24 protein-coding genes are annotated in these 23,812 nt (G+C 48.8%); 8 read left to right on the plus strand and 16 right to left on the minus strand.

All coding sequences use genetic code 11. From position 1 onward, the window contains the following. The 3 genes from PHW04_14105 to PHW04_14115 all read left to right on the plus strand — a co-directional run. Window positions 1-312: DUF3048 C-terminal domain-containing protein (locus PHW04_14105; GenBank protein ID MDD2717020.1), on the plus strand; the 312-nt coding region annotated here is incomplete at its 5' end. A 241-nt stretch (window positions 313-553) separates the two neighbouring features. Further along, window positions 554-1,429, plus strand: a complete 876-nt coding sequence (era, locus tag PHW04_14110; protein MDD2717021.1) for a GTPase Era — start codon at window positions 554-556, stop codon at window positions 1,427-1,429. Window positions 1,430-1,630: 201 nt separating this feature from the next. Next, a complete protein-coding gene (locus tag PHW04_14115) occupies window positions 1,631-3,154 on the plus strand; it encodes a clostripain-related cysteine peptidase (protein MDD2717022.1) in 1,524 nt (507 codons plus the stop codon). Between the two features lie 73 nt (window positions 3,155-3,227). On the opposite strand, the gene PHW04_14120 is transcribed toward PHW04_14115, so the two are convergent. The 4 genes from PHW04_14120 to PHW04_14135 form a co-directional block, all read right to left on the minus strand. Further along, the gene (locus PHW04_14120; GenBank protein ID MDD2717023.1) at window positions 3,228-3,362 is read right to left on the minus strand and encodes a hypothetical protein; all 135 of its coding nucleotides are present in this window, start codon (window positions 3,360-3,362) and stop codon (window positions 3,228-3,230) included. A 264-nt stretch (window positions 3,363-3,626) separates the two neighbouring features. Beyond that, window positions 3,627-4,667, minus strand: a complete 1,041-nt coding sequence (locus tag PHW04_14125; protein ID MDD2717024.1) for a HEAT repeat domain-containing protein — start codon at window positions 4,665-4,667, stop codon at window positions 3,627-3,629. A gap of 7 nt (window positions 4,668-4,674) precedes the next feature. After that, on the minus strand, window positions 4,675-5,424 hold the full coding sequence (tpiA, locus tag PHW04_14130) for a triose-phosphate isomerase (protein MDD2717025.1): 750 nt from the start codon (window positions 5,422-5,424) through the stop codon (window positions 4,675-4,677). After that, window positions 5,417-6,601 (minus strand): phosphoglycerate kinase, encoded by a 1,185-nt coding sequence (locus tag PHW04_14135; GenBank protein MDD2717026.1) that lies wholly within the window; start codon window positions 6,599-6,601, stop codon window positions 5,417-5,419. Before PHW04_14135 ends, tpiA begins: the two co-directional genes overlap by 8 nt. 293 nt (window positions 6,602-6,894) lie before the next feature. Between PHW04_14135 and PHW04_14140 the strand changes: the two genes are divergently transcribed. Continuing rightward, window positions 6,895-7,101 carry a hypothetical protein gene (locus tag PHW04_14140; protein MDD2717027.1) on the plus strand — a complete coding sequence of 69 codons (207 nt, stop codon included), beginning with the start codon at window positions 6,895-6,897 and terminating at the stop codon, window positions 7,099-7,101. Further along, a complete protein-coding gene (locus tag PHW04_14145) occupies window positions 7,083-7,352 on the plus strand; it encodes a type II toxin-antitoxin system RelE/ParE family toxin (GenBank protein ID MDD2717028.1) in 270 nt (89 codons plus the stop codon). The genes PHW04_14140 and PHW04_14145 overlap by 19 nt, the downstream gene beginning before the upstream one ends. Window positions 7,353-8,121: 769 nt before the next feature. On the opposite strand, the gene PHW04_14150 is transcribed toward PHW04_14145, so the two are convergent. The 4 genes from PHW04_14150 to PHW04_14165 form a co-directional block, all read right to left on the minus strand. Next, the gene (locus tag PHW04_14150; GenBank protein ID MDD2717029.1) at window positions 8,122-8,334 is read right to left on the minus strand and encodes a type II toxin-antitoxin system HicB family antitoxin; all 213 of its coding nucleotides are present in this window, start codon (window positions 8,332-8,334) and stop codon (window positions 8,122-8,124) included. Then, window positions 8,331-8,585 (minus strand): type II toxin-antitoxin system HicA family toxin, encoded by a 255-nt coding sequence (locus tag PHW04_14155; protein ID MDD2717030.1) that lies wholly within the window; start codon window positions 8,583-8,585, stop codon window positions 8,331-8,333. The genes PHW04_14150 and PHW04_14155 overlap by 4 nt, the downstream gene beginning before the upstream one ends. Beyond that, window positions 8,582-8,782, minus strand: coding sequence for a hypothetical protein (locus PHW04_14160; GenBank protein MDD2717031.1), 201 nt, complete (start codon window positions 8,780-8,782; stop codon window positions 8,582-8,584). The genes PHW04_14155 and PHW04_14160 overlap by 4 nt, the downstream gene beginning before the upstream one ends. Before the next feature lie 256 nt (window positions 8,783-9,038). Next, the gene (locus tag PHW04_14165; GenBank protein MDD2717032.1) at window positions 9,039-9,773 is read right to left on the minus strand and encodes a hypothetical protein; all 735 of its coding nucleotides are present in this window, start codon (window positions 9,771-9,773) and stop codon (window positions 9,039-9,041) included. Between the two features lie 294 nt (window positions 9,774-10,067). Here PHW04_14165 and PHW04_14170 point away from each other — a divergent pair, with 294 nt between their 5' ends. Both PHW04_14170 and PHW04_14175 read left to right on the plus strand, forming a co-directional pair. Further along, complete coding sequence (locus PHW04_14170; protein ID MDD2717033.1) at window positions 10,068-12,698, plus strand: tetratricopeptide repeat protein; 2,631 nt, start codon at window positions 10,068-10,070, stop codon at window positions 12,696-12,698. A gap of 56 nt (window positions 12,699-12,754) precedes the next feature. Continuing rightward, window positions 12,755-13,606: a hypothetical protein gene (locus PHW04_14175; GenBank protein ID MDD2717034.1), complete on the plus strand. Its 852-nt coding sequence runs from the start codon at window positions 12,755-12,757 to the stop codon at window positions 13,604-13,606. Window positions 13,607-13,670: 64 nt separating this feature from the next. Here PHW04_14175 and gap read toward each other — a convergent pair whose 3' ends face one another. From gap to PHW04_14200, 5 genes are all read right to left on the minus strand, one after another. After that, a complete protein-coding gene (gene gap / locus PHW04_14180; GenBank protein ID MDD2717035.1) occupies window positions 13,671-14,687 on the minus strand; it encodes a type I glyceraldehyde-3-phosphate dehydrogenase in 1,017 nt (338 codons plus the stop codon). A gap of 2 nt (window positions 14,688-14,689) precedes the next feature. Beyond that, complete coding sequence (locus tag PHW04_14185) at window positions 14,690-16,942, minus strand: S1 RNA-binding domain-containing protein (GenBank protein MDD2717036.1); 2,253 nt, start codon at window positions 16,940-16,942, stop codon at window positions 14,690-14,692. Window positions 16,943-16,999: 57 nt separating this feature from the next. Next, entirely contained in the window at window positions 17,000-17,656 is a 657-nt protein-coding gene (locus tag PHW04_14190) for a lysophospholipid acyltransferase family protein (GenBank protein MDD2717037.1), read from the minus strand. Continuing rightward, window positions 17,640-18,311 carry a (d)CMP kinase gene (cmk, locus tag PHW04_14195; GenBank protein MDD2717038.1) on the minus strand — a complete coding sequence of 224 codons (672 nt, stop codon included), beginning with the start codon at window positions 18,309-18,311 and terminating at the stop codon, window positions 17,640-17,642. The genes PHW04_14190 and cmk overlap by 17 nt, the downstream gene beginning before the upstream one ends. A 65-nt stretch (window positions 18,312-18,376) precedes the next feature. Beyond that, entirely contained in the window at window positions 18,377-19,528 is a 1,152-nt protein-coding gene (locus PHW04_14200; GenBank protein ID MDD2717039.1) for a zinc ribbon domain-containing protein, read from the minus strand. Between the two features lie 138 nt (window positions 19,529-19,666). Between PHW04_14200 and pheS the strand changes: the two genes are divergently transcribed. Continuing rightward, window positions 19,667-20,695: a phenylalanine--tRNA ligase subunit alpha gene (gene pheS, locus PHW04_14205; protein ID MDD2717040.1), complete on the plus strand. Its 1,029-nt coding sequence runs from the start codon at window positions 19,667-19,669 to the stop codon at window positions 20,693-20,695. A gap of 45 nt (window positions 20,696-20,740) precedes the next feature. On the opposite strand, the gene PHW04_14210 is transcribed toward pheS, so the two are convergent. The 3 genes from PHW04_14210 to iorA are packed head-to-tail and all read right to left on the minus strand — an operon-like array spanning window position 20,741 to window position 23,799. Beyond that, complete coding sequence (locus PHW04_14210; GenBank protein ID MDD2717041.1) at window positions 20,741-21,445, minus strand: ankyrin repeat domain-containing protein; 705 nt, start codon at window positions 21,443-21,445, stop codon at window positions 20,741-20,743. A gap of 35 nt (window positions 21,446-21,480) precedes the next feature. Next, window positions 21,481-22,044, minus strand: a complete 564-nt coding sequence (locus PHW04_14215; GenBank protein ID MDD2717042.1) for an indolepyruvate oxidoreductase subunit beta — start codon at window positions 22,042-22,044, stop codon at window positions 21,481-21,483. Window positions 22,045-22,059: 15 nt separating this feature from the next. Further along, window positions 22,060-23,799: an indolepyruvate ferredoxin oxidoreductase subunit alpha gene (gene iorA / locus PHW04_14220; GenBank protein MDD2717043.1), complete on the minus strand. Its 1,740-nt coding sequence runs from the start codon at window positions 23,797-23,799 to the stop codon at window positions 22,060-22,062. Between the last annotated feature and the right edge of the window lie 13 nt (window positions 23,800-23,812).

Raw genomic sequence — 23,812 nt, forward strand, 5'->3', positions numbered from 1 at the left:
CGCTATAGTCCGGTCTTGAAAAAATACGTCCGTCTGGTGAACGATGCTGCCATTCTGGAATGCGACAATGTGGTCTTCCAGATGATCAAGTCGGATCGGGAGCAGGAAAATTTCACTCCTTCTACAGTTGGATTCGGTTCCCTGCTTGCCTTCCGCGGCGGGGACACTGTCAAGGGCGTCTGGCTCAAGGAAAATTCGGAGACTCCAGTCAAATTTTATGATGCCAACGGCGACCTGCTGGAACTGAACCAGGGCTCGACCTGGATTGAGGTTCTCCCCGAGGAAATGGGCGTAGACTATCACACTTATTAGGCCTGTTGAAGCAGAGAACTTATTCCTGCTCCGGTCGTTACGTCCTGCTAGCCGAAAAACCGGCAAGCAGGACTTCACTTATCTGCAGGCTTGGACAGGATTCTGCCATGCACAAGGCCGGTAGCGACGCCTTTGAACTCCTTCGCAGGAACAAATTCTCTGCTCTTCAAATTTTTCCGAGTTTCAGTTTTCGAACCTTTTGCTGTTTGCATAGTAATCCCTAATCAGATACATTGCTTCCATGAAAACAGCCTATGTCGCACTCTGCGGGTTGCCGAATTCAGGCAAATCCACTCTAATCAACCGCCTGGTCGGAGAACGGGTGGCGATCGTATCTCCGAAACCCCAGACCACCAGGAAAAAAATGATTTACCTTTGCACTGACAAGGAGCGACAGCTGGTGCTGTTCGATACTCCGGGATTTTTCCCTGCTGAAAAGAATCAGCTCGATAAATTCCTGATTTCGCAGATCGATGCCGCGATTACAGGCTGCGAACTGATAATTTTCATCACTGCCGCTGATGATGATTCAACTATTCCTCCGGAACTGACGGCTAGATGGAAGAAAAAACCGGTGGTCTGCGTCCTCAACAAGATTGATCTGCTGGGCGGAGATTCCCTGGCCAGGCGGCAGCAGGAACTGGAAAGTAATGGACTTTTCAGGAAAGTCGTAGCTATGTCTGCATTGCGCGATCTGAGCCTGGACCATTTGTTTCCGGCTCTGGACGAATTTCTCAGCGAGACTGAAGAATACCTGTACGATCCCGAACTGATCTCTCTTGAACGCGAGCGGGACATCGTGGAAGAATTCATCCGCGAAGAACTCTATGAGAAGCTCTCAGATGAACTGCCCTATGCGTCAGGCGTGATTGTAGAGGAAATGAAGGACCGGGAAAATGGCATGGTCTATGTGAAAGCCATCATCTACTGCGAAAAGAGCGGGCAGAAAGCCATCATCATCGGAAAAAACGGGGAAATGATCAGAAAAATAGGCGGCTCAGCCAGAGTAAAGATCGAGAAATTTACAAACCGCAAGATCTTCCTCGACCTGCAGGTCAAAAACTACGACAACTGGCGCAAAAAAGAATTCCTGCTGAAACAATTCGGATACAAGTAAGCTTCAAGATTCAATTCCCGCTGAAATTCAAATTTAGATGGGATTCCATTGAGCCTCTTACAAAATGTTATTTACATTGCATTTTGGGTGGATATTTTGTTAGAGGCTCATGGAGCACTAATCTTAAGACAAGTGTCTCCATTGTTTTTCAGGTATTTCCGGGTATAATATTTATATGCAGTAATCAATAGGGGGAAGTTGATGAAAAACTTTGCCGTTCTGGTGATGATCCTGGCAGCAGGTTTGTGCCTTTCAGCCGGGCAGGCCAAGTGGACCCTGATGTTTTACATGACCGCAGCTCCGGACATTGAAGACGAGATGGTCAACAATCTCACGGAACTGGCTTCAGTCGACGAGTCTTCAGACATGAACGTGATCGTGGAAGCCGACTGGGTGAAGACTGATCCCTGCTCAGACAAGAAATATTATGTCCCTGATCCTTATGACACAGGTACCTCCAGATACCGAGTCAGTGAAAATTCAGTCAAGCTGATCAAACACCTTGGCGAACAGAACATGGGTGATGTGAATGTGCTGTCTGATTTTTTGACATACTGCAAAACAAATTATCCTGCCGACAAATACATACTCTTCATCTGCGGCCACGGCAGCGGCTGGGAGTCCTATTCTGACCTGGAACTGCCACTGGCAGCCGGCAAGGAAGTACCAGTTGTAACCAAGACTTCGAATACAGTACCTGTGGAAACGCTGGATTCAAGGGCCGTTTCATACGATGATCTGGAAGCTGATTCGATCACTATTCCTGAACTTAAGGCTGCCATCGAAAAATTCAACAAGGCTATCGGCAGAAAGATGAACATGGTTGTTTTTGACTCCTGCCTGCTGGAAAACATCGAAACATTATATGAACTGAAAGATGTGGTGACTCTGATGATCGGATCAGAGGCCGGCGTGCTCACCAAAGGAGTGCAGTATACCTCTTTCCTATTGCCGATCAAGGATGATCCTAATGTCGCCTGGCTTACTCTCTGCGACGAATACTGCCACGCTTACGTCGGCGGCGGATCATTCTATCAGACGCTTGTGAACATGTTCGGAGGCACTGTCTCCTCGACCTTCATCGCCAATCCCAAGACAATTGTGTCCAATCTCAACCGCCTGGTGGAAGAGCTGATGAAAGTTAAGGGCCAGATGTCGATTTATAGCCTGACCGGATTCGGCGAAGTGGTGCGCTATTACGATGTCGAGCAGTTCTGCCTGCAGCTTGTAAACGGCAACATCAATTTCAAAAATGCTCCGAATTACGGAACCATCAAGGAAATTGCGGGACAAATCTTGGATAATTTCAAGTCAGTTCGTGCGACACTATGGACTGTAGGAAAATATAACCGCCTGGGACTGGGAGGACTCGGCATCTGGTGGCCGGAGAAAGACCGCTACCAGCTGTACAGGGAGCAATTGAAAAACCTCAGTTTCGGCAAAGACTGCCTCTGGGACGAATTTTTAGACTGGTTCGTCCTCGGTACTGTCAGACATTCAGTACGCGACAAAGTCAAAGACCTTGGCGAGATCAACAATAGAATCCGTTACAATATCTTCGGGTATGCAGGAGACAGCCTGGACCAGGACCTGAATGCCAGGGAACAGGTGGTGGCTGAGCTTAAAATTCTGCTTCCTCACCTTGAACCTGCAATCAGGGCTGAAATAGCGGCAAAGATCAAAGATCAGGAAGGATACGAGGAAATCAGCAAGCTGCTTGAGTAATGTAATATCTGATTGAAATAAAAAAACAGTCCCCAGTGGGACTGTTTTTTTTTCGATTGAGGTTTTCAGATACTCAATTCTTGGTACTTTTCTTGTCCGGCTTCAGGACGAACTGCTGCAGCAGTTCTTTCTGCTTGGTGAAAAACACGATGCACTCGTCACACGGTACATCATTTCTACACCCTTCACACAAAATCTTTGAGATCATCGGTGTTCCCCTCCTTAATTGATTTCTATTCTATGATATTGATCTCTTTCTTGATATTTTCCAGGCGATTGGCCACCTGCTTGAGGTGTGACAGAATTTCTATGAGTTTTTCTCTGATGTTATCATCTTTCTTGTCCATTGCTGTGACTCCTTTCGTGGTTTGTAATTTTATCGGTAAAATTGAGGGTAAATTGAGATTGATGATCGAATCATAAGATTACTGCTATGCTGCAAGTGTTTTACAGGTTAGTAGGCTGGTTCCTCTTATCTTCTTAGATAGTGGAAAGCCCGCTTGAGCATGATCTTGAAGAATCCCCAGCGGTCTCCGGATTTCAGGCGTTCCTCGCCGATTTCACGGAGAATCTCATTGATCTCGTTCCAGGGAAGCCCGTCTTCCTCTTCGACTGATTTGACCAGTAAGGATACAGCCTCTCCATTGAATTTCAGGAAGCACTTTTTCACGTATACTTTTATAATGTCGTCGGGGTCCCCGAGATAAGGGATGATTTTTTCCAGATCTTCGAAGCGGATGATTTTCAGAAGTGATCTGCCGGCATTGAAGCGTACCAGTTCATCATCGTCCTTCATGAACTTGATGATCATGTCAACCGCTCCCGGAAAGTCGATCTCCCCGAGCACATACAGGGCAGATGATTTCATCAGTGAATTATAGCTTTTGAGCATTTTCACGATGTGGGTTTCCAGGTTCTTTTCGCCCAGTTTCCATAGTGCTTTGATCGCATTGGCCCGGACGCGGTTGTTTTCGTCGGCGAGCAGGGAGATGAATTCAGGAATCAGTTCCTTGACTCCGAAATTCTCCAGGGCTTCGATGGTGTTGGCGCGTACCCTGGCATCCGGGTCATCCAGAAACTGGATCAGTTTATCATGGTCTTCGTGACAGTCATTCCGGCCGACCAGGGAGATGATGAAAGATTTGATCCTCGGACTCTGATCCTTGAGCAGGAAATCGTAAAAGAGAATGCATTTATCTTCCTTTTTCAGTTTGGAAAGCTGATTCAGGTAAAAAAGCTTTTCCTCTTCCTTGAATCCGGAATAAAGGGGGATGAAATCCTGGTATTTTTCGATCTGGAAGACATTGCCATTGAGAAGAGGGGAAATCTCGACTTCCTCCTCAAACATGAAACGCTCCCAGGAAGCGAAGTTATACTGCTCATAATTATTGAATTTCTTCTTGGCTGCATCCAGGGCTTCTTCCGTACTTTCGGCCCTGATCTCGTATTCCACATAATACCGCTTGTTGCGGTTCTTGCTCTCGCGGTAGGGAATATTCACCAGAAAAAGCATAGATTCCTCAGTAATTGAGCAGTTTCAAGAATCCGTCGGGCTTGAGCGAAGCTCCGCCTACCAGTGCCCCGTCCACATTGGAACATTTCATGTATTCAGTGATGTTTTCCGGCTTCACGCTGCCGCCGTAAAGGATTCTGACTTTGTCTGCAGTTTCGCGGTTGTAAAGCCCTGCCAGGATGTCGCGGATCAGTTTGGAGACATCTTCGGCATCTTTAGCGCTCGCGTTCTTGCCTGTACCGATCGCCCAGACAGGTTCGTAGGCGATCACAATCTGTCCGATCTTATCTGCCGGGATGTTCTGGACGCCCTTTTCCAGCTGCAGATTGACGACTTTTTCTGTGATGCCTGCTTCGCGTTCGTCCAGTTTTTCTCCGACGCAGAGTATCGGGATCAGGTCTTCGGCGATCACCTTGAGAGTTTTCCTGTTGATCAGCTCATTGATCTCGCCCAGGACGTGCCGGCGCTCCGAATGACCGATGATCACATATTGAACGCCCAGTTCCTTGAGCATTCTGCAGGAAATTTCTCCGGTATATGCACCATTGTCCTGGTAATATACATTCTGGGCAGAGAGTCTGATCTCTGTTCCAGCAGTCCCTTCTTTCGCGGCAGCAAGCGAACAGAATGGAGGTGCGAGCACGACTTCGGCTGAATTCTTATTTTTATACGAAGCTTTAAAGGTCGAAAGAAACTCGGCAGTCTCCTTTGGCCCATTGTTCATTTTCCAGTTTCCTGCTATGATCGGTTTACGCACTTTGCGCACCCTCCTTGATGATCAGTTTTTCAACGCCAGGCAGAGTTTTGCCTTCCAGAAGCTCCAGCGAGGCACCGCCGCCTGTGGAAACATGGTAGATCTTATCTTCGAGGCCTGCTTCCTTGATGGCTGAGGCTGAGTCTCCGCCGCCGACCACTACTTTGGCCTTGCAGGTGGAAAGGTATTTGGCGAGGTCGAATGTGCCTTTGGCGAATTTCTTGATCTCGAATACACCCATCGGGCCGTTCCAGATCACTGTCTTGGCGTGTGAAAGTTCATTCTGGAAGAGAGCCAGAGTCTTGGGACCTATGTCCAGGCCTTTCTGGCCGGCCTTGATTTCGAATCCAGTCTCTGTCTTGGCGTTTTCATTGACTTCTGAAGCGATGATATAGTCGACAGGGAAGACCAGCTTGCCTATGCCCTTTTCGATCAGTTTTTTCGCTGTCTCGATGAAATCGTCTTCCACAAGCGAGTCTCCTACTTTATATCCCTGGGCTTTGGCGAATGTGAAAGCCATCGCGCCGCCGATCAGGAGCTTGTCGACTTTGGGAAGCATGTTTTCGATCACCGGAATTTTACTGTAGACTTTGGCGCCTCCCAGCACTCCGACAAATGGCCGCTCAGGGTTCTGCATGATTCCGGCCAGGGCAGTGATCTCTTTTTCCATCAGGAATCCGGCATAGGAAGGGAGAAGATCCGCGATGCCGGCAGTGGAAGCATGGGCGCGATGGGCTGCGCCGAAAGCGTCATTCACATAGATCTCGCCGAGCTTCGCGAGCTTCTTGCAGAATTCCGGGTCATTCTTCTTTTCGCCCTTATGGAAGCGCACGTTCTCCAGCATGATCACATCGCCAGGCTTCATGGCATTGCAGGTTTTCTCCACATCTTCGCCGATGCAGTTGTCGAGTTTCCTGACCGGCCGGCGCAGCAGTTCAGAGAATTTTTTCGCGATGTGGTCCACCTTGAAATTCTGTAAATCCTCTTCTTTGGGATCTCCGAAATGTGTCATGACTATAAGCTTAGCGCCTTTATCGAGAATGTACTTGATGGTAGGCAGTGCTTTCACGATCCGCGCGTCATCCGTGATGGTTGTACCCTTGCAGGGAACGTTGAAATCTACTCTCAGCAACACTTTCTTACCGTTAAGATCCGCGTTCTTGATGGTTCTGATCTGCATTATTTATCCTCCATTAACCAATGACCGGAATTCCGGCCAGATAATTTTTCAATATGATAATACAGAGCCTGTTTTCTTTCCAGTACTCCAGTGGTAACAGGTTATGGGAAACAGGCAATAGGCATTGGGTTTAGATAGGGTGCCTTCCGGAACTGATAAAACTGAATCCGCGACCATTCCCAACCACAAAGTCAGTCCCCGCCGCCCGTTGACAGATCTTCAGATTTCCCCGAGTCTCCAGATTTTGACAAGTGGCAGGATTATTCATAGAATTAAAGAAAACAGGATTGATCATGAAAACCTGCCGCAAAGTTTCTGACCTGACAGTTGATGAATTCAAAATTCTTGTGCATGACATCATCGCAGAAGACCTTAGTGCCTGGAAAGAATCTTTCGAGATCATGGCCAATGCAGCTTTAATGGAAAAGGTGGAAAAAGCCGATCAGGACTGGAAAACACAGAAAAAGGGGTCCTACAAATCGTGGGAGAGTATAAGGTAATTCTCCACAGGGACGCAGCCAGATTTTATCAAAAAGCCAATCAGAAGCTGCAGAGCAGAATCGCCGGAGCCATTGACTGTATCTCAGATTATCCTCAAACTGATTCAAATTTCAGGAAACTGCACGGGAAACTGGCGCACCTGTTCAGATACAGAACAGGTAACATCAGGCTGTTGTTTGAAATTCATGAAGATATCAAAACCATCAGGATCGTCACGATCGATTACCGCGGCAGTGTTTACAAGGATTAAGTTTTCCAGCAAGTGGCATGTAAATCGCCTCTCCGCCCAGCCACAAGGTCACTCCCCGCCGCCCCTTGATAGATCGGCAAGCTGTCCCCGAATCTCCATAATTCTCTCAAGACCAAGGTCCTTTTATAACCAAAATTTCCAAAAAAAGCAGTCCAAATGCAGCTAGTGGGAAACATCCTCCGACTATCATGCTAAAAGCAAATCGCCAATTAATCTTGCGCTATGCTAAAACAAAGCATCCGATGATCAGAATCAAGTCGGTAAAAAAAACAGAGAAGAAAAGCATTTGATCATGGTATTTGTAGGGCGAAACAAAATAGTAGAAGTAACCACTTGTCTTTATATCTATAAACATGATTAAAAAGGATCCCATAAAGCCAATCATTAATCCGTTGAAGCACAAACTGCACTTAACCAAAAAGGAGGGATGCTCTTCCGTCTCAATTGGTTTAACGTAATTGCTCATTTTTTAGCCTTTCAAACTGACCTCAGTCCATCCACTAAGCCAGGTATGGTTATTTCCAAAAGCTAATTTTCAAGATCTGACCCAGATTCCCATTTTCATGAGACCTTTTCTACATAGTCTATTACATTTCGTTGATAAATTACTGACATAAAATCGCAATGGTGTTAAGTCTGGGGCTGCGGCTTTTTCCTTGCTTTGCTTCTGCTTTTGAGCGGTTTTATGAACTTTTTGCTGAAAAGATTGCGCTTTGACCGGATTATAAGCTTCTAAAGAACTGCATGTTTCCATCTCTTGCTGCCTGAATCACGCATACATCAATCGGCCTTTTGGTTTCGGGACTTCACGTCCGATTTCTTTGGCTGTGTCGATCCACTCAAGAATCACTGTCTCGGCATTCTTGATCGCGTCGAAATATGTTGGTCCGTCAGCCATGCAGCCGGGCAGTTCCGGTACTTCCACAATGTAAGAATTGTCTTCCTCGCTCCAGTAGATGATCATTTCATATTTGTGTTTCATTTTCCTCCCTGGTCATGCAATTTATATTTATGAATAATAATTCTGACTTGTTTCACCTGATATGCCTTGGCTTTGTCTCCTATAGGTTGCAGATTCAAAATCTCAGGAATTCTCTGCAGGTGGAAAATATGATGGTCGCCCCGTAATCTTTCTTCAAATCCCAGGGAAATCAATAAATTCCGCAAATCAAGAAAGCGGATGTTCCGGTCCGATAGCCCAGAAAGCACTTTTTCCAGGATCTTCTTATTCATGACATAATGTTATTCCCAATCCCCGGGTAATTCAACTTTTCATTACAAAAAGTCATTTTGATCATGATGTAGCTTTGAGAGTCAGCTAGTTCTGGGATTGCGGCTTTTTCCTGGTTTTGCTCTGCCCCTTGAAGGGCTTCATGCCGAAATTGGCCAGGAGCTGGTTCTTCCTGTGTACTATTTTTCAATTCCTGCATTCACTGTCAAAATACTTTTTTTATTTTGACAGTGAACTGTCGTTATTAAATTTTGAGCAGCAGTGCCAGCCACGATATTTCACTGGTGAGCCTGATTTTCAGATGGGATAATGAAGTTGCCTCTATCCCGAGCAATGCAAAATCTGCCTGGGCGCAAATCCGGAAGCAGTGTTTTAATATGACAGTTTGAGGCAGTCGTTCTGTATGACACAGGTAGTCTATTACTGAGAGCACGACAGATTCGGGAATTTACTTGTTATTCCCCAGGTTTCTTTACTCTGACGTTGAATTTTGCAGAAAGCGGTAGATTCTGCCTTTTGTCGGCATACTTCTGGGTAGACCAGGGCGGCTTGATTGCCGAATCCGCGAATCTCACGAAAAGTTCGGCTTCAAAGGGGACATCTTTGTTTCTTGTGACCTTGAGCCTGACGAAATCATACTTTCCGTTGAGCGCGCCTTGTCCTGCACCAGGCTCAGGTTCAAGCACAGTGAGATCCCCGATGTCTCCATTGACAGGGCCGTTGGCGTCTCTGCCCCTGTCCGAGGAGTCAGGATTGCCGCATGTGAAAGTGATCTCTCCGGTGGAAGTGTTGTCATACAGGCTCTTGAAAACAAAGTCAGCCCCGCCTGCCGCAGCTGCAGCCGGATGTGTTGGAGTTTTACTGAAAAAAACTGTGATCACGTCGTCATTGTCCAGCAGGCCGTTGTTGTTGAGATCAACAGTCTGCTGCGCGTCGCAGATGGCGAACGGGGGAAGATAGGAGACAGTGATGTTATCCCTATTTACAGGATCTGTAGGGTTCGCTGGGTCCATTTTTCGATCTGGTCCGGCTGAGATGATGACTCCATCTTCAGGTAAAATTGTATAGGGTATTCCCCATGGATCACTCTTGTTTTCAGTCAGGTATTTCGGGACCAGCAGATCCAGGCTTTTGCAGGTGCATTTTTCCCTTACCTGATAGTTGATGATTGCATCGCGGATAACCCACATTGAGCGTTGAGCATAATATATTTTACTTTTGATCGGCCCTGCTATGTTTCCCTCAGGGAGAATGACGCATAATAAACCAACTAAAATCAGTATGCCGCAGCCGATGTTTGTTTTCAGTTCACTAATTCCAGTCCTCGAAATAGAACTTGCTTCACCACTTATTTGTAATATACTACAGCATTTTTCAGGCTTGATTCAAACAAAGTTCCAAACTGAACGGAATGGCTGATGGTTGCGGAAAGCCCTGGAAATGCTGACTTGCAGGATTCGGGAACAACCTGTATATTTCTAGTTATGAACACAAGGCAGGGGCATAGCGGGCGTTCGGCATTGATCGAAAAACTGTACCTGAGGATCGGGGAAGCGGGCTGCATTGTCGTGGTCGGGCTGCCCGGCATGGGCAAGACCTGGACCGCCAATGCGCTTCAGGCGAAAATTATGGAAAAGCGGAAGACAATCCGCCTCAACTGCGTGGATGACTGGAATGCAGAGGATTTCTTCGCTGAGCTGAACACAAAACTGACCCTGCTCACAGGTAGCGCTGCCGGTTCCGCGGCAAATGAACCCGGGAAACTATGCGCACTTCTCGCAGAGAAATCGATCACACTGATTCTCGACGACATCCATCTATGCGAAACAGAGGCAGTGAGCCTGATCGAGGTTGCGGCCAGGACAGCTCAAGGCTCGATCATCGCTTTTTCCCAGAAAAGGCCTGACCTGAAGCCTGCAGTGGTCCCTGACGTGTTCACCCAGATCCTCAGGGAACTGACTGAGCCTGAAACCGCGGAGATGGTAGGCTCGATTTTCGGTTTTCACGGAGTCCGGCCTCCCAAGGATTGTGCCAAGATCCATGAACTGACCAACGGACATCCTCTGTCAGTCAAGTTGGCCTGCGGAATCCTGCTTTCCGGGAAAACCACTCTCACTGACCTGCAAAAAGCTGATCTTTCGAATTTCAGGGACAGATATCTGGAAGAATTCATCTGGGAGATGCAGTCCGCTGAAGTGCGGAAAATGCTGTCCATTCTCAGTGTGCTGAGGATTCCGATCAACAGGAAGATTATCGGAGCAGGCAGGGAGGACTCCATTGACTGCATGCTGGATACCTGCCTGATTGAAAGCGATCATTCAGGAGCGGTTTTCCTCCCCAGAATGCTGAAAAACATGGTTTTGAATAAAAACGGCGAAAGCAGGAGCAGGAAGCTGCATCTGGAAGCTGCAGGCCTGCTTTCAAGCTGCAAGGAAAACCCGGAGTGCCTAAGAGAGGCCTATTATCATTTCTCGATCGCCGGTGAAAGGGAGAAAGCAATCGATGCATTGCTGGAACTGGGGAATCTGAATATCTATCTCCAGGAGGTTTTTGGAGACGCAGCTCACATCCTGAACCGGGAGATCGAGAAGGGACATTACAGGAACCAGGAACTGCGTGTGATGCTGGCAGACCAGCTGATTCACCTTGGAAAAATTGAGGAAGCTGAAGCTGTGATTGTGTCAATTCAAGGCTTCTACAGGCATTTTCTGGAAGGAAATATCGAGTACATGAAAGGCAGGACTGAAAAAGCGCTGGCCTTGTATCAGCGGATTCTCGGGACTTCAGGAAACAGGAAGTTCGAACTGCTGGTTTCGGTCTACATCGCGGAGTGCCAGATGGCCATGTGCAATTTCAGCGAATCAACCAGGTTTTTTGATGAAATCTCTGCAGACCCTGCTCTAGAGGAATATCCAGATGTCAGGGCTCTGTATTGCTTTACCCGTGCAGTCGTATACTACCTCAACGGCAGCCTGACTCAGGCGCTGCCTCTGATCGAAGAAGCCTTATCCCTTTTCCGGAAACTTTCGGTCAGAGCCAGAGTAGTTTCCACCTTGAACACTAGAGGATACATGCTTTTTCTTCAGAACCGCGGGGTGGAGGCAGAATCCCAGGCTAATGAAGCCATCGCGATCGCCAGGGAAATCGGCGATTCGGTCAAGGAAGCCGAGGGCTATGGTCTGCTTGCTGAAATCTGCAGCCTGACCGGCGCATACGACAGGGCAATCGAATTCAGACTCAAAGCGCACGACCTGTACCGCCTGACAGGCAGCCGTGATTTCATAGGCGTCAATTACATCAGTATCGGAACAGCCTGGCTCAGGCTTCTGAATCTGGCTGACGCGGAATATTATTTCCTGAAAGGGATGGGTGTTGTAGACGGGCTGGAAGACAAGCTTGCCAAGCTTACAGCTGTGATCAATTTCTGCGAATTCCTGATTTTCTCAGGCAGGCTCAGCGAGGCCTATAAGAGACTGACCGGCATCAGAAGTGAACTCAATGGCGAGATCCCCGGGGTGATGGCTTCTTTTTACTGGCAGCTGGGGATAGTCCTGGAACTGGCAGGCAGAAAGGACGAAGCAGGAGACTGCTTCAATCAATACCGCAGCGAGCTGGACAAGCTGCCTTCCCAGACCAGGGAGGCGATCGAGCGCGACGATGCCTGGCTCAAAGGGAAAGTCGCAGAGACCAGGGACAGAACCAGGGTCCTCAGAAGGGGGAAAAACCCGGAGCTCCTTGATTTAGCTGCTGCCGACTCCCTGCGCGGGAAGCCGGAGAAATTCGAGATTCTGGCAGATTTCGTAAATTCCAGCCTGCATGTGGACGGAAAGGAAATAAACATCTTCAGAAAGCGCACGCTGGCCAGGCTGCTGCGTGAAATTGCGGTAAAGCCAGGGACAGAGCATAAGGCGGCTGCGATCTACCCCCGCATCTGGGGGCGCGGTTTTGTCCCTGGCGAAGATGACAACTCTTTCCGCAACAACATTTCACGCCTGAGAAGGATCCTGGATTCGAAAAAACTGGACCGCTTCATTGAAAATACAGACAATCCGAACTGCTGCCGCTTTAGCGACTCAGTGAATTACTGCATCCTGCTGCCGATGTTCGAGAATTGAGAGTTTTCAACCAGATGCAAGTTGTGAATCTGTGCTGAAGTGATCAAAGGAGCATTATGAGTGAATTTCAATCAAAGTTTTTCAGGGTCTCTGATTCTACTGGTTTTGATTATAACTCTGCCGAAGTTAAAAAGCTGCTGGACAGGATACTTGTGGAACAGGCTCAATTCATCAGAGTTGATTCAGCTGGTTTTAAAAAAACGGATGTATTTTTCAACAAGGAAACGTCCAGTGCAGCTGATGGAAAGATCTTTCTTTGGCTGAAGCCCCCTGCAACCGCTGATGTCCTGCTGGAAGAGATTGAACTGCTGCACAGGCACGAACTGACCCATATACTGATTCAGATGCGTTGCGGAACTGAATTCCTGCCTGTCATCTTCTGGGAAGGCATTCCGATCCATTTTGCCGACAATTTTGTTAGAACCAGGCTGTCCGGAAATTCCTACCATGATTACTGCAGGGTTTTTCTGGATAAAAAGTGCCTGATCCCAATGGAGCTGATCCAGCTCGGACATAATTATTACGGTATGCGCCAGGACTTCAGAATCGACATCCAGGCCGGTTCTTTCGCTGGATTCATGATCGAAAAACATGGTATTGATAAAATCGTGGATTTCCTTCGCGATTTCCAGCCGCCTGTTCCGGAAAAGCCGGTGTTATCAATCAATCCCCTTTGCCGGAAGTTTTTCGGAATGGATTTCAAGGGGCTGGAGAGTGAATGGAATAACTACCTTCTCGCTCTGCCTGAAAGAGCTCAACTGAGAGATAAATTCGCCGGGAAAAACTTTCCCTCTGAAATTCCTCTGGCTCATAAGCACTGCAGATTCTGCTACCATCCTTTCGAAGAGGGTGAAATCTGCCCTGCCTGCAAAGCAGACAACAGGATAGAATTGATAGTTGAATCATAAATTAAAAACCCGCCGGGAGGCGGGTTTTTGCTTATGTGATTCTGTCAAATGTATAGACCCGGTGTCACAGGCCTTTCTTGATCATCAGCAGAGCGAGGTCTCTTACGCGGCAGGAATAGCCCCACTCATTGTCATACCAGGCTACGACTTTGCAAAGCCTGTTGTCGATCACCATCGTGCAGAGGGAATCAAAGATAGAGGATGATTCGTTTCCACAGAAATCGATGGAGACCAGCGGCTTGTTGCAGTATTCGATGTAGCCCTTCATCGGGCCTTCAGCTGCTTTCTTGACTACTTCATTGATCTGTTCCTTGGTGGCATCTTTTTCCAGAGTCACAACCAGGTCCACAACAGAGACATCAGGAGTCGGGACGCGCATCGCGAATCCGTCCAGCTTGCCTTTCAGTTCCGGAATCACCTGTGCAACTGCTTTGGCTGCGCCGGTGGTGGTGGGAATCATGGACATGGCGGCAGCCCTGGCGCGGCGCAGGTCCTTATGCGGGAAATCCAGGATCACCTGGTCATTGGTGTAGGCATGGATTGTGGTCATCAGGCCGTGCTTGATGCCGAAATTGTCCATCAGCACCTTGGCGACCGGAGCCAGGCAGTTGGTGGTACAGGAAGCATTGGAAACAGTCTTATGCTTGGCAGGATCATATTTGTCGTGATTGACGCCCATCACTACCGTAATGTCGCAGCCTTCCTTGTCCTTGGCAGGGGCGGTCAGGATCAGCCTCTTGGCACCGGCAGCAATGTGCGGCATCAGCTTCTCTCGTTCCACGAATTTGCCCGTGGACTCGATCACAATGTCGACTCCCAGGTCTTTCCAGGGCAGATTGGAGGGGTCTTTCTCGGCCAGCACCTTTATTTTCCTGCCGCCGACCACTAGATGGCCGTTGTCGATCGAGACATCTTCCTTGAGAATTCCGTGAATCGAGTCATATTTCAGGAGATGTGCCAGAGTTTCAGGCGTGGTCAGGTCATTGATGGCTACAAATTCGAGTTCCTTGTTCTGCAGAGCTGAGCGGAGCACGAGTCTGCCGATTCTTCCGAAACCGTTGATTGCAATCTTGGCGCACATGGTCAGTCCTCCTTGTTCTGGTTGTTCTTGGCTAAAGCTTCGCGGATTTTATCTCCAAGAGATACTCCGCCTGAAATATTTGTATCGAGGTTTTTCTTGTACTCCTCGATTTTCTGGGCATTCACCGCATCCTTGGCTGACAGCCGCAGCTGGCGCTTGTCCTTGTTGGCTTCCAGCACCATCACTGACATTTTATCTCCGATCGGATAGGATTTGCTGATGTCATCGACATTCTCGTCCAGCAGCTGGGATTTGTGGATCAGGCCTTCCACGCCTTCCTCGAGCTTCACGAAGATTCCGAATTCCGTGTGTTTGGTGACTTCACCCTCGAAGATGGCGCCTTTCCTGTATTTGCTGAGCGGATCGTCTGAGACCTGTTTCAAGCCGAGCTTGATCTTGCGGTTGCCCGGGTCGATCTCAATCACCTTCACCCTCACCAGGTCGCCTTCATTTACCATTTCGTTCGGGTGATGCACTTTCTTGTTCCAGGACATGTCAGAGACATGCACCAGGCCCTCGATGCCTTCCTCGATCTCCACAAATGCTCCGAATGAGGAAAGGGAAATCACGTGACCTTCCACAACATCACCTACCGGGAATCTGGTTTCGATGTCATTCCAGGGATCAGGCACGACCTGCTTGAGGCCAAGCGAGATCCTCTGCTCTTCGGAATTGACTTCCAGAACCCTGATCTTTACAGGATCGCCCTTTTTCAATATTTCTGAAGGATGGTTGACTTTCTTGGTCCACGACATGTCTGAGATATGGATCAGGCCCTCGATCCCGTCAGCCAGTTCGACAAAGGCTCCGAATTTGGCGAGATTTGTCACGCGGCCGTCGATAGTTGTTCCAGGAGGGTAATTGTCCCTGGCCATGCTCCATGGATTGGGCTGCACCTGCTTCAAACCGAGCACGATCCTTCTCCGTTCACCGTCCAGCTCCAGAATTTTAGCTTCAATGGTCTGTCCGACTTCGACTACATCGCCGGCATTGTTGATCTTCTTGGTCCAGGAGAGATCACGCAGCCCGACAAATCCGGTCAGATCCCCTTCCAATTCGACTGTGAAACCGTTTCTCAGTATTTCACGTACTTTTCCTGTTACGATCGAGTTGACGGTATACAGCTGTTCAGCCTTGAACCAGGGATCTTCGGAGAGCTGCTTGATGCCAAGTGAAATCCGTCTGGCTTCCGGATCGACATTGAGCACCTTGACCTTGATATTCTCTCCGGCTGTGACTATTTCCTTGGGATGCCCGATCCGCCTGACCCATGAAATATCCGAAATGTGGACCAGCCCCTCCAGACCTTCCTCGACTTTTACGAAGATTCCGAAGTCTGTGAGTTTGGTGACTTTTCCGGTGATTTCAGAGCCGCTCTGATATTTTTCCTTGGCATAGCTCCAGGGCTCGGGAATGAGCTGCTTCATGCCGAAACTGACTTTGTTGTTTTCTTTATCTATTTTAAGTATCTTGACGTCTACTTCGTCGCCGACTTTCAGGGCATCCTCAATTTTCTCGATCCTGCCCCAGGAAACATCGGTAATGTGCAGGAGGCCTTCCACGCCCATGAAATCCATGAAAGCGCCATAGTCCTTGAGCCTGACTACCTTGGCTTTGGCTACATCGCCTTCCTTGGTGGTCTGGAAGATGTTGTCGAATCTCTTTTTCCGCTCTTCTTCGAGCAGGATTTTGCGGGAAACCACGATGTTGTTGCGCTTTTTGTTGGCTTCGATTACCCGCACTCCGATTGATGCACCCATCTTGCATTCCTGATTCAGCTGGGAAAGCGGCATGAAAGCCTTGATTACACCATCGAGGTAAACTTCATATCCGCCTTTGACTTTCGCCGAGAGCCTGCAGGCGACTTCAGCACCATTTTCGTAGGAATCATAAATCTTGTTCCAGATCCGCTGCTGGTCAGCCTTGGATTTGGAAAGAATCGGATAGCCTCCGTAACCGTCCAGGCTGACGATCATTACTTCGACTTCATTGCCTTCCTTAAGTGATCCAATGTCTTCTTTAAAGTCATCGGCAGAGATTATGCCTTCTGACTTGTATCCGATATCAACGAACACTTCATTGCCGTTGATGTTGGAAATCCGCCCCTTAACAATCGCTCCTTTATTGAGCGTGTTAAGATTGGCCATATAATCTTCGTAGATTTCTTCACCTTCTTTTTTTCCACCTTTGATGTTTTCCTTGTTGTTTTCTTCTTTTTCCATTTCTAATTCTTCCATTTTCATCTTCTTGTCCATATTGTCTCCTAAATTTTGTTCCCATTTCCGCCTTTTAGAGATCTAAATCATTTTTTATCAGTTCAGTTTTCCACCTCCATCAGAGTTACTTTTGGATTCATCCCTGAGATTTCTGATTTCCTCCATAATCAGGTGAGTAATCTCCTGATAGGACTCCTTTTCATCACGGCAACCTATTTTAGCAGAGATTTCTTCAAAAGTTAAGATTTTTCCGAAATTGATTTTCACTGTTCCAGGCGCCGGGAGAAAGTGTTTTTTGGGAAGTATCGAAAACGAATCAATATACAGGGGCATTACCGGGATCCGAAGTTTCTGAACCAGGTAACCAAAGCCGGGCTTGCCGTTCTTGATCTCCCCGTCGAGGCTGCGTGTCCCTTCCGGAAAAAGCAGAACATTCCGTTCCGCTAGCCTTTCAGTGATGGCTTTAAGCGTGGACTGACCAAAGGCCTGGCGGTTGATGCGGATCGTGCCCAGATCCCTGAAAAGCCAGCCGATGAACGGCAGATCTAATATTTCTTTCTTGGAAACTATGGAAACCATTTCCGGGTAAGTGTAAAAGATCAGGGGAGGGTCAAGGTTGCTGAAATGGTTCGAAGCGAGCAGCAGACCGTTTGCCGGGATTTTTTTTTCCTTGAAGGATGGAATTACACTGACCATGAAGGCGAACAGAAGTATGTCCAGCCAGAATTTGCATATTTTAACCCCGATGTCCATTTAAAACCATCCCTGCGAGTTTTTCCCTTACATCGTCGATCCCCAGAGCAGTCGTGTCCACGCTGATCGCATCCTCGGCGGCTTTGAGGGGGGAATCGGCCCGTTCGCTGTCGATGCGGTCGCGGTCCCTGATGGATTTGAGGATGTCTTCAAAATCCGCCTGCTCCCCGCGCTCCTTCAGTTCATTCACCCTGCGCTTGGCCCGTTCCTCTGCGCCGGCTGTGAGAAAAAACTTGTACTCTGCTTCAGGGAAGACGACAGTGCCGATGTCGCGGCCGTCCATGACTATGCCTCTGGGATGATCAAATTCCCGTAAAAGCTGGACAACCTTTTTCCGCAGTGGCGACAGCCTGGCGATCAGTGAGACATGCCTGCTGACGCGGTCCAGGCGGATCAGGGAGTTGACGCAGGTCTCACCCACGAAGATGTTGAGCTCACCTTTTTCGGACAGCAGCAGTTTCAGAGGGCAGCTCAATCCCAGCCTGGTAATCTCCTCGTCATTATTCATGTCTATTTTTTTCTCAAGACAATGCCAGGTCAGGGAACGGTAGAGTGCCCCGCTGTCTATGTACAGATATCCGAGCTCGCGGGCAAGCAGCTTGGCGATGGTAGATTTTCCGGAACCGGCAGGTCCGTCAATGGCGATTTTGACCATGATCCTCTCCTTGAAAGGGCTGGTGTAATTTTAATGAGATATCCTTGAAAATACAAGATCTGGATTTAAACCTGTTTCTGAGAGCTGCTCTGGAAACCTTCCTGAATCGGACGGTTGTGGTCGGTTCCGCCGCAGTCCCGATAGAGCAGGGTAATGATGCAGATCAGGAAAAGCGTAGTGGCTGTGGTAATCAGAGTCTGCATGAAATCAGTGGTAAACACTGCAACCATGCCCACATTGAAATTAGAGTCCTTCAGTGCTTTGAAGACTTTCTCGAAGATGTCTGTGATGTTGTTGAAGTAGCTCATATAGGTTATCAGATAGAGGAGCAGTGAGGACTTGATCAGAAAAAAGGCAACTGTCCAGGTTTTATTCCTGGTCAGGGTCCAGGAAGTCCTGATGGCTGTGAGAGGACCCAGAGAGCGGTCTGCAGCCAGCGGATAAACCAGGATCAGTCTGCTCCAGAGCAGGATGATTACCCAAAAGTACAGCACTAAGGAAACCAGAACTCCCAATCCCGAATCGATGATTGCAGACAGAGCGAACAGAGCCAGGCAGGAAACGCATGCCAGCAGCATTAACAGCCATTTAGACGCAACTATCTTGAAAAAAAAGAATGGTCGTTTGAAAATCTTGAGAAAGGCGCGGAAAACGTCAGTCTTTCCAGCGATGGCAGTAAGTGATGAAAAATAGGTACCAAGAAACAGGAATTCCATCAGTAGAAAGAGCAGGAAGCCAGTCAAGGGCTGCAGGACGAACTTGAGCCATTCGGGTTTGACTGTGGAAAAAAAGAAATCCCCACTTTCTTTCCCTGAATAGTAAATCTTCAGCTTGGAATGGCCGGTGACTTCAGTGCTGGCAACAGGTGGTGAAGTGTACAGGACTTCCTGTGTGCCAGTTTCTTCAGTAACATTTGCCCTCAGCAGGGGATAATTGAAATTCACTTTCTCTAAATGCATTAATCTGACAGCTACTGTGAGCAGCAGGCAGATCGCCAGCATCTGCGCCAGATTGCTGTTGAAAAGTTCCCAGGCTGCATAAACAGTCTGCTTGACCCTGCGGTGGCAGTCTACAGGCACATTCATCGGTCCTGCATCGCCGGGATTGCTTTCCTGAGGTTTTATCAGAAATTTATATCCGCAGGTGGGGCAGAAGTTTTCTTCAAACTGGCAGCTTCTCGCGCAGCCCGGGCAGAGTTTGACAGGATTTTCAGACATGCGGATATTATAACATGTTTTCAGGTCTGAATCCCGTTGTCTTGACTTTTTGCCAGCCTGACACTAACATTTAGTGAGCTGTACCAGGTAAATGGGCAGCACCAGAGAATTTTAGAGTTTAATTAAGTCCACTAATTCATGGAGTACGGTATGGAACAAATCAACCTTCTGCGCGACGAGATAGACAAGGCTCTTTCAACTGCAGGGACATCGGAAGAACTGGAAAACCTGCGGATAGGTTACCTCGGCAAGAAGGGCAAGCTTACTGCTTCGCTCAAGTCGCTCGCTGCTCTCGATGTGGAAACGAGGAAAGAGGCAGGCAAAGCCTTGAATGATCTGAAGGACTGGCTGTCTGAAGCCATCAATCAAAAGAAAAACGGCCTGGCAGGCAGGCTTCTGGAAGAAAAGCTCGCCAGGGAATGGACCGACATCACGGTCCCGCTGCCTGCGAAACGCTCGGGCACCCTCCATCCCATCAGCCGCATTCAGTATGAGATCGAAGATATTTTCTCTTCCCTGGGGTTCATGATTCTGGACGGACCATGGGCTGAGGACGACTGGCATAATTTCCAGGCTCTGAACATTCCTCTCGACCATCCTGCCAGAGACATGCAGGATACTTTCTGGCTTTCAAACGGTAAACTTCTGCGCACCCACACCTCCTGCGTGCAGGTCCGGGCCATGGAAAAGTTCAAGCCGCCCCTGCGTGTGATTGCCCCTGGCCGGGTGTTCAGATATGAAGCTACAGACGCTTCTCATGAAAACACTTTTTACCAGGTGGAAGGACTGATGGTGGACAAGGGAATTTCAGTCGCCCATCTGATCTACACCATGAAAACCTTGCTCAGACACGTGTTCGGCCGCGATGTAAAGGTCAGGCTCAGACCTGGATTCTTCCCCTTCGTGGAACCCGGATTCGAACTGGATATAAACTGCCTGATCTGCGGCGGTTCCGGATGTCCTGTCTGCAAGCAGTCGGGCTGGGTGGAGCTGCTGCCCTGCGGACTCGTGCATCCTAATGTGCTGAAACACGGGAAAATTGATCCTGAGATTTATTCCGGATTCGCCTTCGGGCTGGGTCTGAATCGCCTGGTAATGATGCGTTACGGCATCAATGACATCAGGTACTTCCAGAATCCGGATCTGAGATTTTTAAGTCAGTTCTAGCTGAACCCTGTGGGATGATGAACTCAAAGTATCGGCGGCTTGAGCCTATTCCTTGATCTTATAAAAGTTAACGTAATCCGCTTTCTGGGTGATGGTTTCTTTCTTCTGATTGAGCAGGTTGATGATGGTGTCGTTCTTTAGCTGCGTAGCGATTTTCATGGGATCATTGCCGAAATTGTCCAGAGAGTACTTATACGCGCCTTTATCCAGAAGAAGCTGAACCGCGCTCACGTTCTGCTGAGCTACGGCATAAGTCAGAGCAGTGGTTCCATTCTTGTCCTTTGCGTTTACGTCTGCCCCTTTTTCGATCAGCATTTTGGCCAGATCCACCTGTCCGACATAGATGGCGTGCATCAGCGGTGTAATCTGGGAAGCGTCGGAATCATTGATCTTGGCCTTTTTTTCCAGGAGCATGTTGACGATCTTTGTCTGTTTGCAGACTATGGCATGCATCAGCGGGCTCAAGCCTTTTTTATCCTTAGTGCCCACTTCAACTTCCACCTTGTCCCCGAGCAGGTATTCGACGATATCCTTGTTTCCGCGCCTTGCTGCCATGATCAGAGGCGTGTATCCGTTGTTCAGATTATCCACTGCTTCCGGATCTGCACCCAGTGAAATCAAGTGCTTGACTTCAGTGAAGTTTTCCTCGTTGATCGCCGCGAAAAGTCTGGTGTCGTCAGGACTGGCCTGCAGAACCACTGACTGGATCAGAAATGCGAGCAGGATGATTTTTTTCAGGCACTTGATCATGATACTAATTATATCGGAAATAAATCCGAATTTCTCTATTTTTGGAATATCTGCCAGTTTTTTTCGCATACTCCAGGCTTGAAACTTTCCCTAAAGGATTTTTCCCAGGCTTCCCTGGGAATCGCTATTTCACTATTCAGGGCTTTCAGGAGCAGCACGTTCTGGATGCGTGTGTCGCCGAGTTTCTGGGCTTCCAGAAGAGCCTGCACCTCTTGGGATCTGAAATTCTGAACTTCAAAGAATTTTTTAAGTTGAGCAGGATACTCATCGCGTCTGTAACCGATCGGGACGATTTCCAGGTCGTCGTAAATCAGCAGGCCTCCCGGTTTCAGGTAACCGCAATACCTGTAAGCTTCCAGTTTTTCAAAACCGAGCAGGAAATCAGCGTAACCCGGGTCTATCAGCGGGGAATGGACGACAGGACCGATCTTGATCTGGGTGAGCAGGCTTCCGCCCCGCTGGGCCAGGCCGTGCACTTCAGACTTCTTGACATCGAATCCGGCATGAAAAGCAGCTCTGGCCAGCAGGTCAGAAGCTTTCATAAGTCCCTGGCCACCCACTCCTGCCATGATGATCTGATATGCTTTCAGCTCGTTCATGATGCACCTCACATATTATTGAGCTTTTACTCCCGAGATTGCTGACTTGGGGCAGACCTGTGCGCAGAGCCCGCAGCCGGCGCACATGAATTCCCTGATCAGAGGCTTTTCAGCGGCTTCAAGCGCGGGGCAGAGAAGTTTCAGGCAGGCTTTGCAGTTCACGCAGGCGGCCTGGTCGATCCGGAAAGGGCTTTTTTTGTTCTTGGCCACTTCAGGCAGCAGGATACAGGGAGACTTGAAGATCACGACAGCTCCAGACTGCGAATTCATGATCTGCTCGAGTTCCCTGGCGCTGTCTTTGAGGCTCAGCGGATCCAGTGATTTCACGTTGATCCCGATCGATCCGACCAGAGCTTCCAGATTGATGCCTCTCGGTTCACCCCGGCTGTTGACAGGAGAACCGGGATTCGGCTGATGACCGGTCATGGCAGTGGTTGAATTGTCCAGGATCACAAGCTTGCTGGTGGCGCTGTTGAAATAAATGTCAAGAAGTCCGGTGACGCCAGAATGATAGAAGGTGGAATCCCCGATTACGCCCAGTACTTTTTCCAGAGGTCTGACCTTTGAAAATCCTTCGGCCATGCCTACACTTGCTCCCATGCAGATGATTGTGTCCATGCATTCGAGAGGAGGCAGGGCTGCGAGGCCATAACAGCCGATGTCCCCGGTGATCACCCGGGCGTATTTTTTGGTGAGGTAGAAACTGCCCCTGTGCGGACATCCGGGGCAGAATACAGGCAGACGCCTGAGCGCGTCCTGGGCCAGGCCTTTTTTGATGCCTGTCTTTCCCTTGAATGCGACCCGGATCGTTTCCGGAGTAAGTTCCCCCACGACCGGGAGCAGGTCTTTTCCGTGGATTTCTACTGAAGGACAAAGTGCTCTCACCTGTTCCTCGAGGAAGGGGTCGTTCTCTTCGATCAGATAAACCTGTTTCACCTTTGACGTGAAATCCTTGATTTTCGCTTCAGGGAGGGGATAGGAAAATCCGAGCTTCAGGATCGAATACTGCGGGAAAGCTTCCAGGGCATGGAAATAAGCCACACCTGAAGTAATGATTCCCACGTCTGATGATTTCCAGGTGATGTCGTTGAGAGGGGAACTTTCCGAGGCTTGCTTGAGGTTGCAAAGCCTCTTTTCCACTTCAGGGTGCCTGGCGAGGGCATTGGCAGGTACCATTGCGCGCTTGCGCCAGTCTTTTTTATATTCTTTCAGGGTCGGGTCCTGCATTTTTCCCGGATAAACCACGCTGTGGCCGTGGCAGATTCTCGTAGTGAGGCGCAGGAGCACCGGCGTATCAAACTCCTCGCTTAGAGCGAATCCGTATTTCGTGAATTCCAGTGCTTCCTGGCTGTCTGAGGGCTCCAGCATGGGAATTTTGGCGAATTTCGCATAATTCCGGTTGTCCTGTTCATTCTGCGAACTGTGTACTCCCGGCTCGTCAGCGCTTACGATCACGAGCCCCCCGTTCACACCGGTGTAGGAAATGGTGAAGAACGGATCGGCTGCTACGTTCAGTCCGACCTGCTTCATGGTGACCAGAGTCCTGGCTCCGGCGAGGCAGGCTCCGTAACCGACTTCCAGAGCCACCTTTTCATTGGTCGCCCACTGGGCATTGATCCCGCTGTATTCGCGGAGCACTGTTTCCAGAATCTCGGTGGAAGGCGTGCCTGGATAGGAGGTCGCAAACCTGCAGCCTGCTTCATAGGCTCCCCTGGCTACGGCTTCATTGCCTGACAACAGTTTTTTTTCATCCATCTGCACCTCATAA

The organism is Candidatus Wallbacteria bacterium (assembly GCA_028687545.1).
In the GTDB taxonomy this organism is placed as follows: domain Bacteria; phylum Muiribacteriota; class JAQTZZ01; order JAQTZZ01; family JAQTZZ01; genus JAQTZZ01.

Excerpts from the sequence above, each read along its gene's own strand:
- era (MDD2717021.1), top strand. The coding sequence starts at position 554 with ATGAAAACAGCCTATGTCGCACTCTGCGGGTTGCCGAATTCAGGCAAA.
- PHW04_14115 (MDD2717022.1), top strand. The coding sequence starts at position 1,631 with ATGAAAAACTTTGCCGTTCTGGTGATGATCCTGGCAGCAGGTTTGTGC.
- PHW04_14120 (MDD2717023.1), bottom strand. The coding sequence starts at position 3,362 with ATGATCTCAAAGATTTTGTGTGAAGGGTGTAGAAATGATGTACCGTGT.
- PHW04_14125 (MDD2717024.1), bottom strand. The coding sequence starts at position 4,667 with ATGCTTTTTCTGGTGAATATTCCCTACCGCGAGAGCAAGAACCGCAAC.
- PHW04_14135 (MDD2717026.1), bottom strand. The coding sequence starts at position 6,601 with ATGCAGATCAGAACCATCAAGAACGCGGATCTTAACGGTAAGAAAGTG.
- PHW04_14140 (MDD2717027.1), top strand. The coding sequence starts at position 6,895 with ATGAAAACCTGCCGCAAAGTTTCTGACCTGACAGTTGATGAATTCAAA.
- PHW04_14150 (MDD2717029.1), bottom strand. The coding sequence starts at position 8,334 with ATGAAACACAAATATGAAATGATCATCTACTGGAGCGAGGAAGACAAT.
- PHW04_14155 (MDD2717030.1), bottom strand. The coding sequence starts at position 8,585 with ATGAATAAGAAGATCCTGGAAAAAGTGCTTTCTGGGCTATCGGACCGG.
- PHW04_14160 (MDD2717031.1), bottom strand. The coding sequence starts at position 8,782 with ATGCAGGAATTGAAAAATAGTACACAGGAAGAACCAGCTCCTGGCCAA.
- PHW04_14165 (MDD2717032.1), bottom strand. The coding sequence starts at position 9,773 with ATGTGGGTTATCCGCGATGCAATCATCAACTATCAGGTAAGGGAAAAA.
- PHW04_14170 (MDD2717033.1), top strand. The coding sequence starts at position 10,068 with ATGAACACAAGGCAGGGGCATAGCGGGCGTTCGGCATTGATCGAAAAA.
- PHW04_14175 (MDD2717034.1), top strand. The coding sequence starts at position 12,755 with ATGAGTGAATTTCAATCAAAGTTTTTCAGGGTCTCTGATTCTACTGGT.
- gap (MDD2717035.1), bottom strand. The coding sequence starts at position 14,687 with ATGTGCGCCAAGATTGCAATCAACGGTTTCGGAAGAATCGGCAGACTC.
- PHW04_14185 (MDD2717036.1), bottom strand. The coding sequence starts at position 16,942 with ATGGACAAGAAGATGAAAATGGAAGAATTAGAAATGGAAAAAGAAGAA.
- PHW04_14190 (MDD2717037.1), bottom strand. The coding sequence starts at position 17,656 with ATGGACATCGGGGTTAAAATATGCAAATTCTGGCTGGACATACTTCTG.
- cmk (MDD2717038.1), bottom strand. The coding sequence starts at position 18,311 with ATGGTCAAAATCGCCATTGACGGACCTGCCGGTTCCGGAAAATCTACC.
- PHW04_14200 (MDD2717039.1), bottom strand. The coding sequence starts at position 19,528 with ATGTCTGAAAATCCTGTCAAACTCTGCCCGGGCTGCGCGAGAAGCTGC.
- pheS (MDD2717040.1), top strand. The coding sequence starts at position 19,667 with ATGGAGTACGGTATGGAACAAATCAACCTTCTGCGCGACGAGATAGAC.
- PHW04_14210 (MDD2717041.1), bottom strand. The coding sequence starts at position 21,445 with ATGATCAAGTGCCTGAAAAAAATCATCCTGCTCGCATTTCTGATCCAG.
- PHW04_14215 (MDD2717042.1), bottom strand. The coding sequence starts at position 22,044 with ATGAACGAGCTGAAAGCATATCAGATCATCATGGCAGGAGTGGGTGGC.
- iorA (MDD2717043.1), bottom strand. The coding sequence starts at position 23,799 with ATGGATGAAAAAAAACTGTTGTCAGGCAATGAAGCCGTAGCCAGGGGA.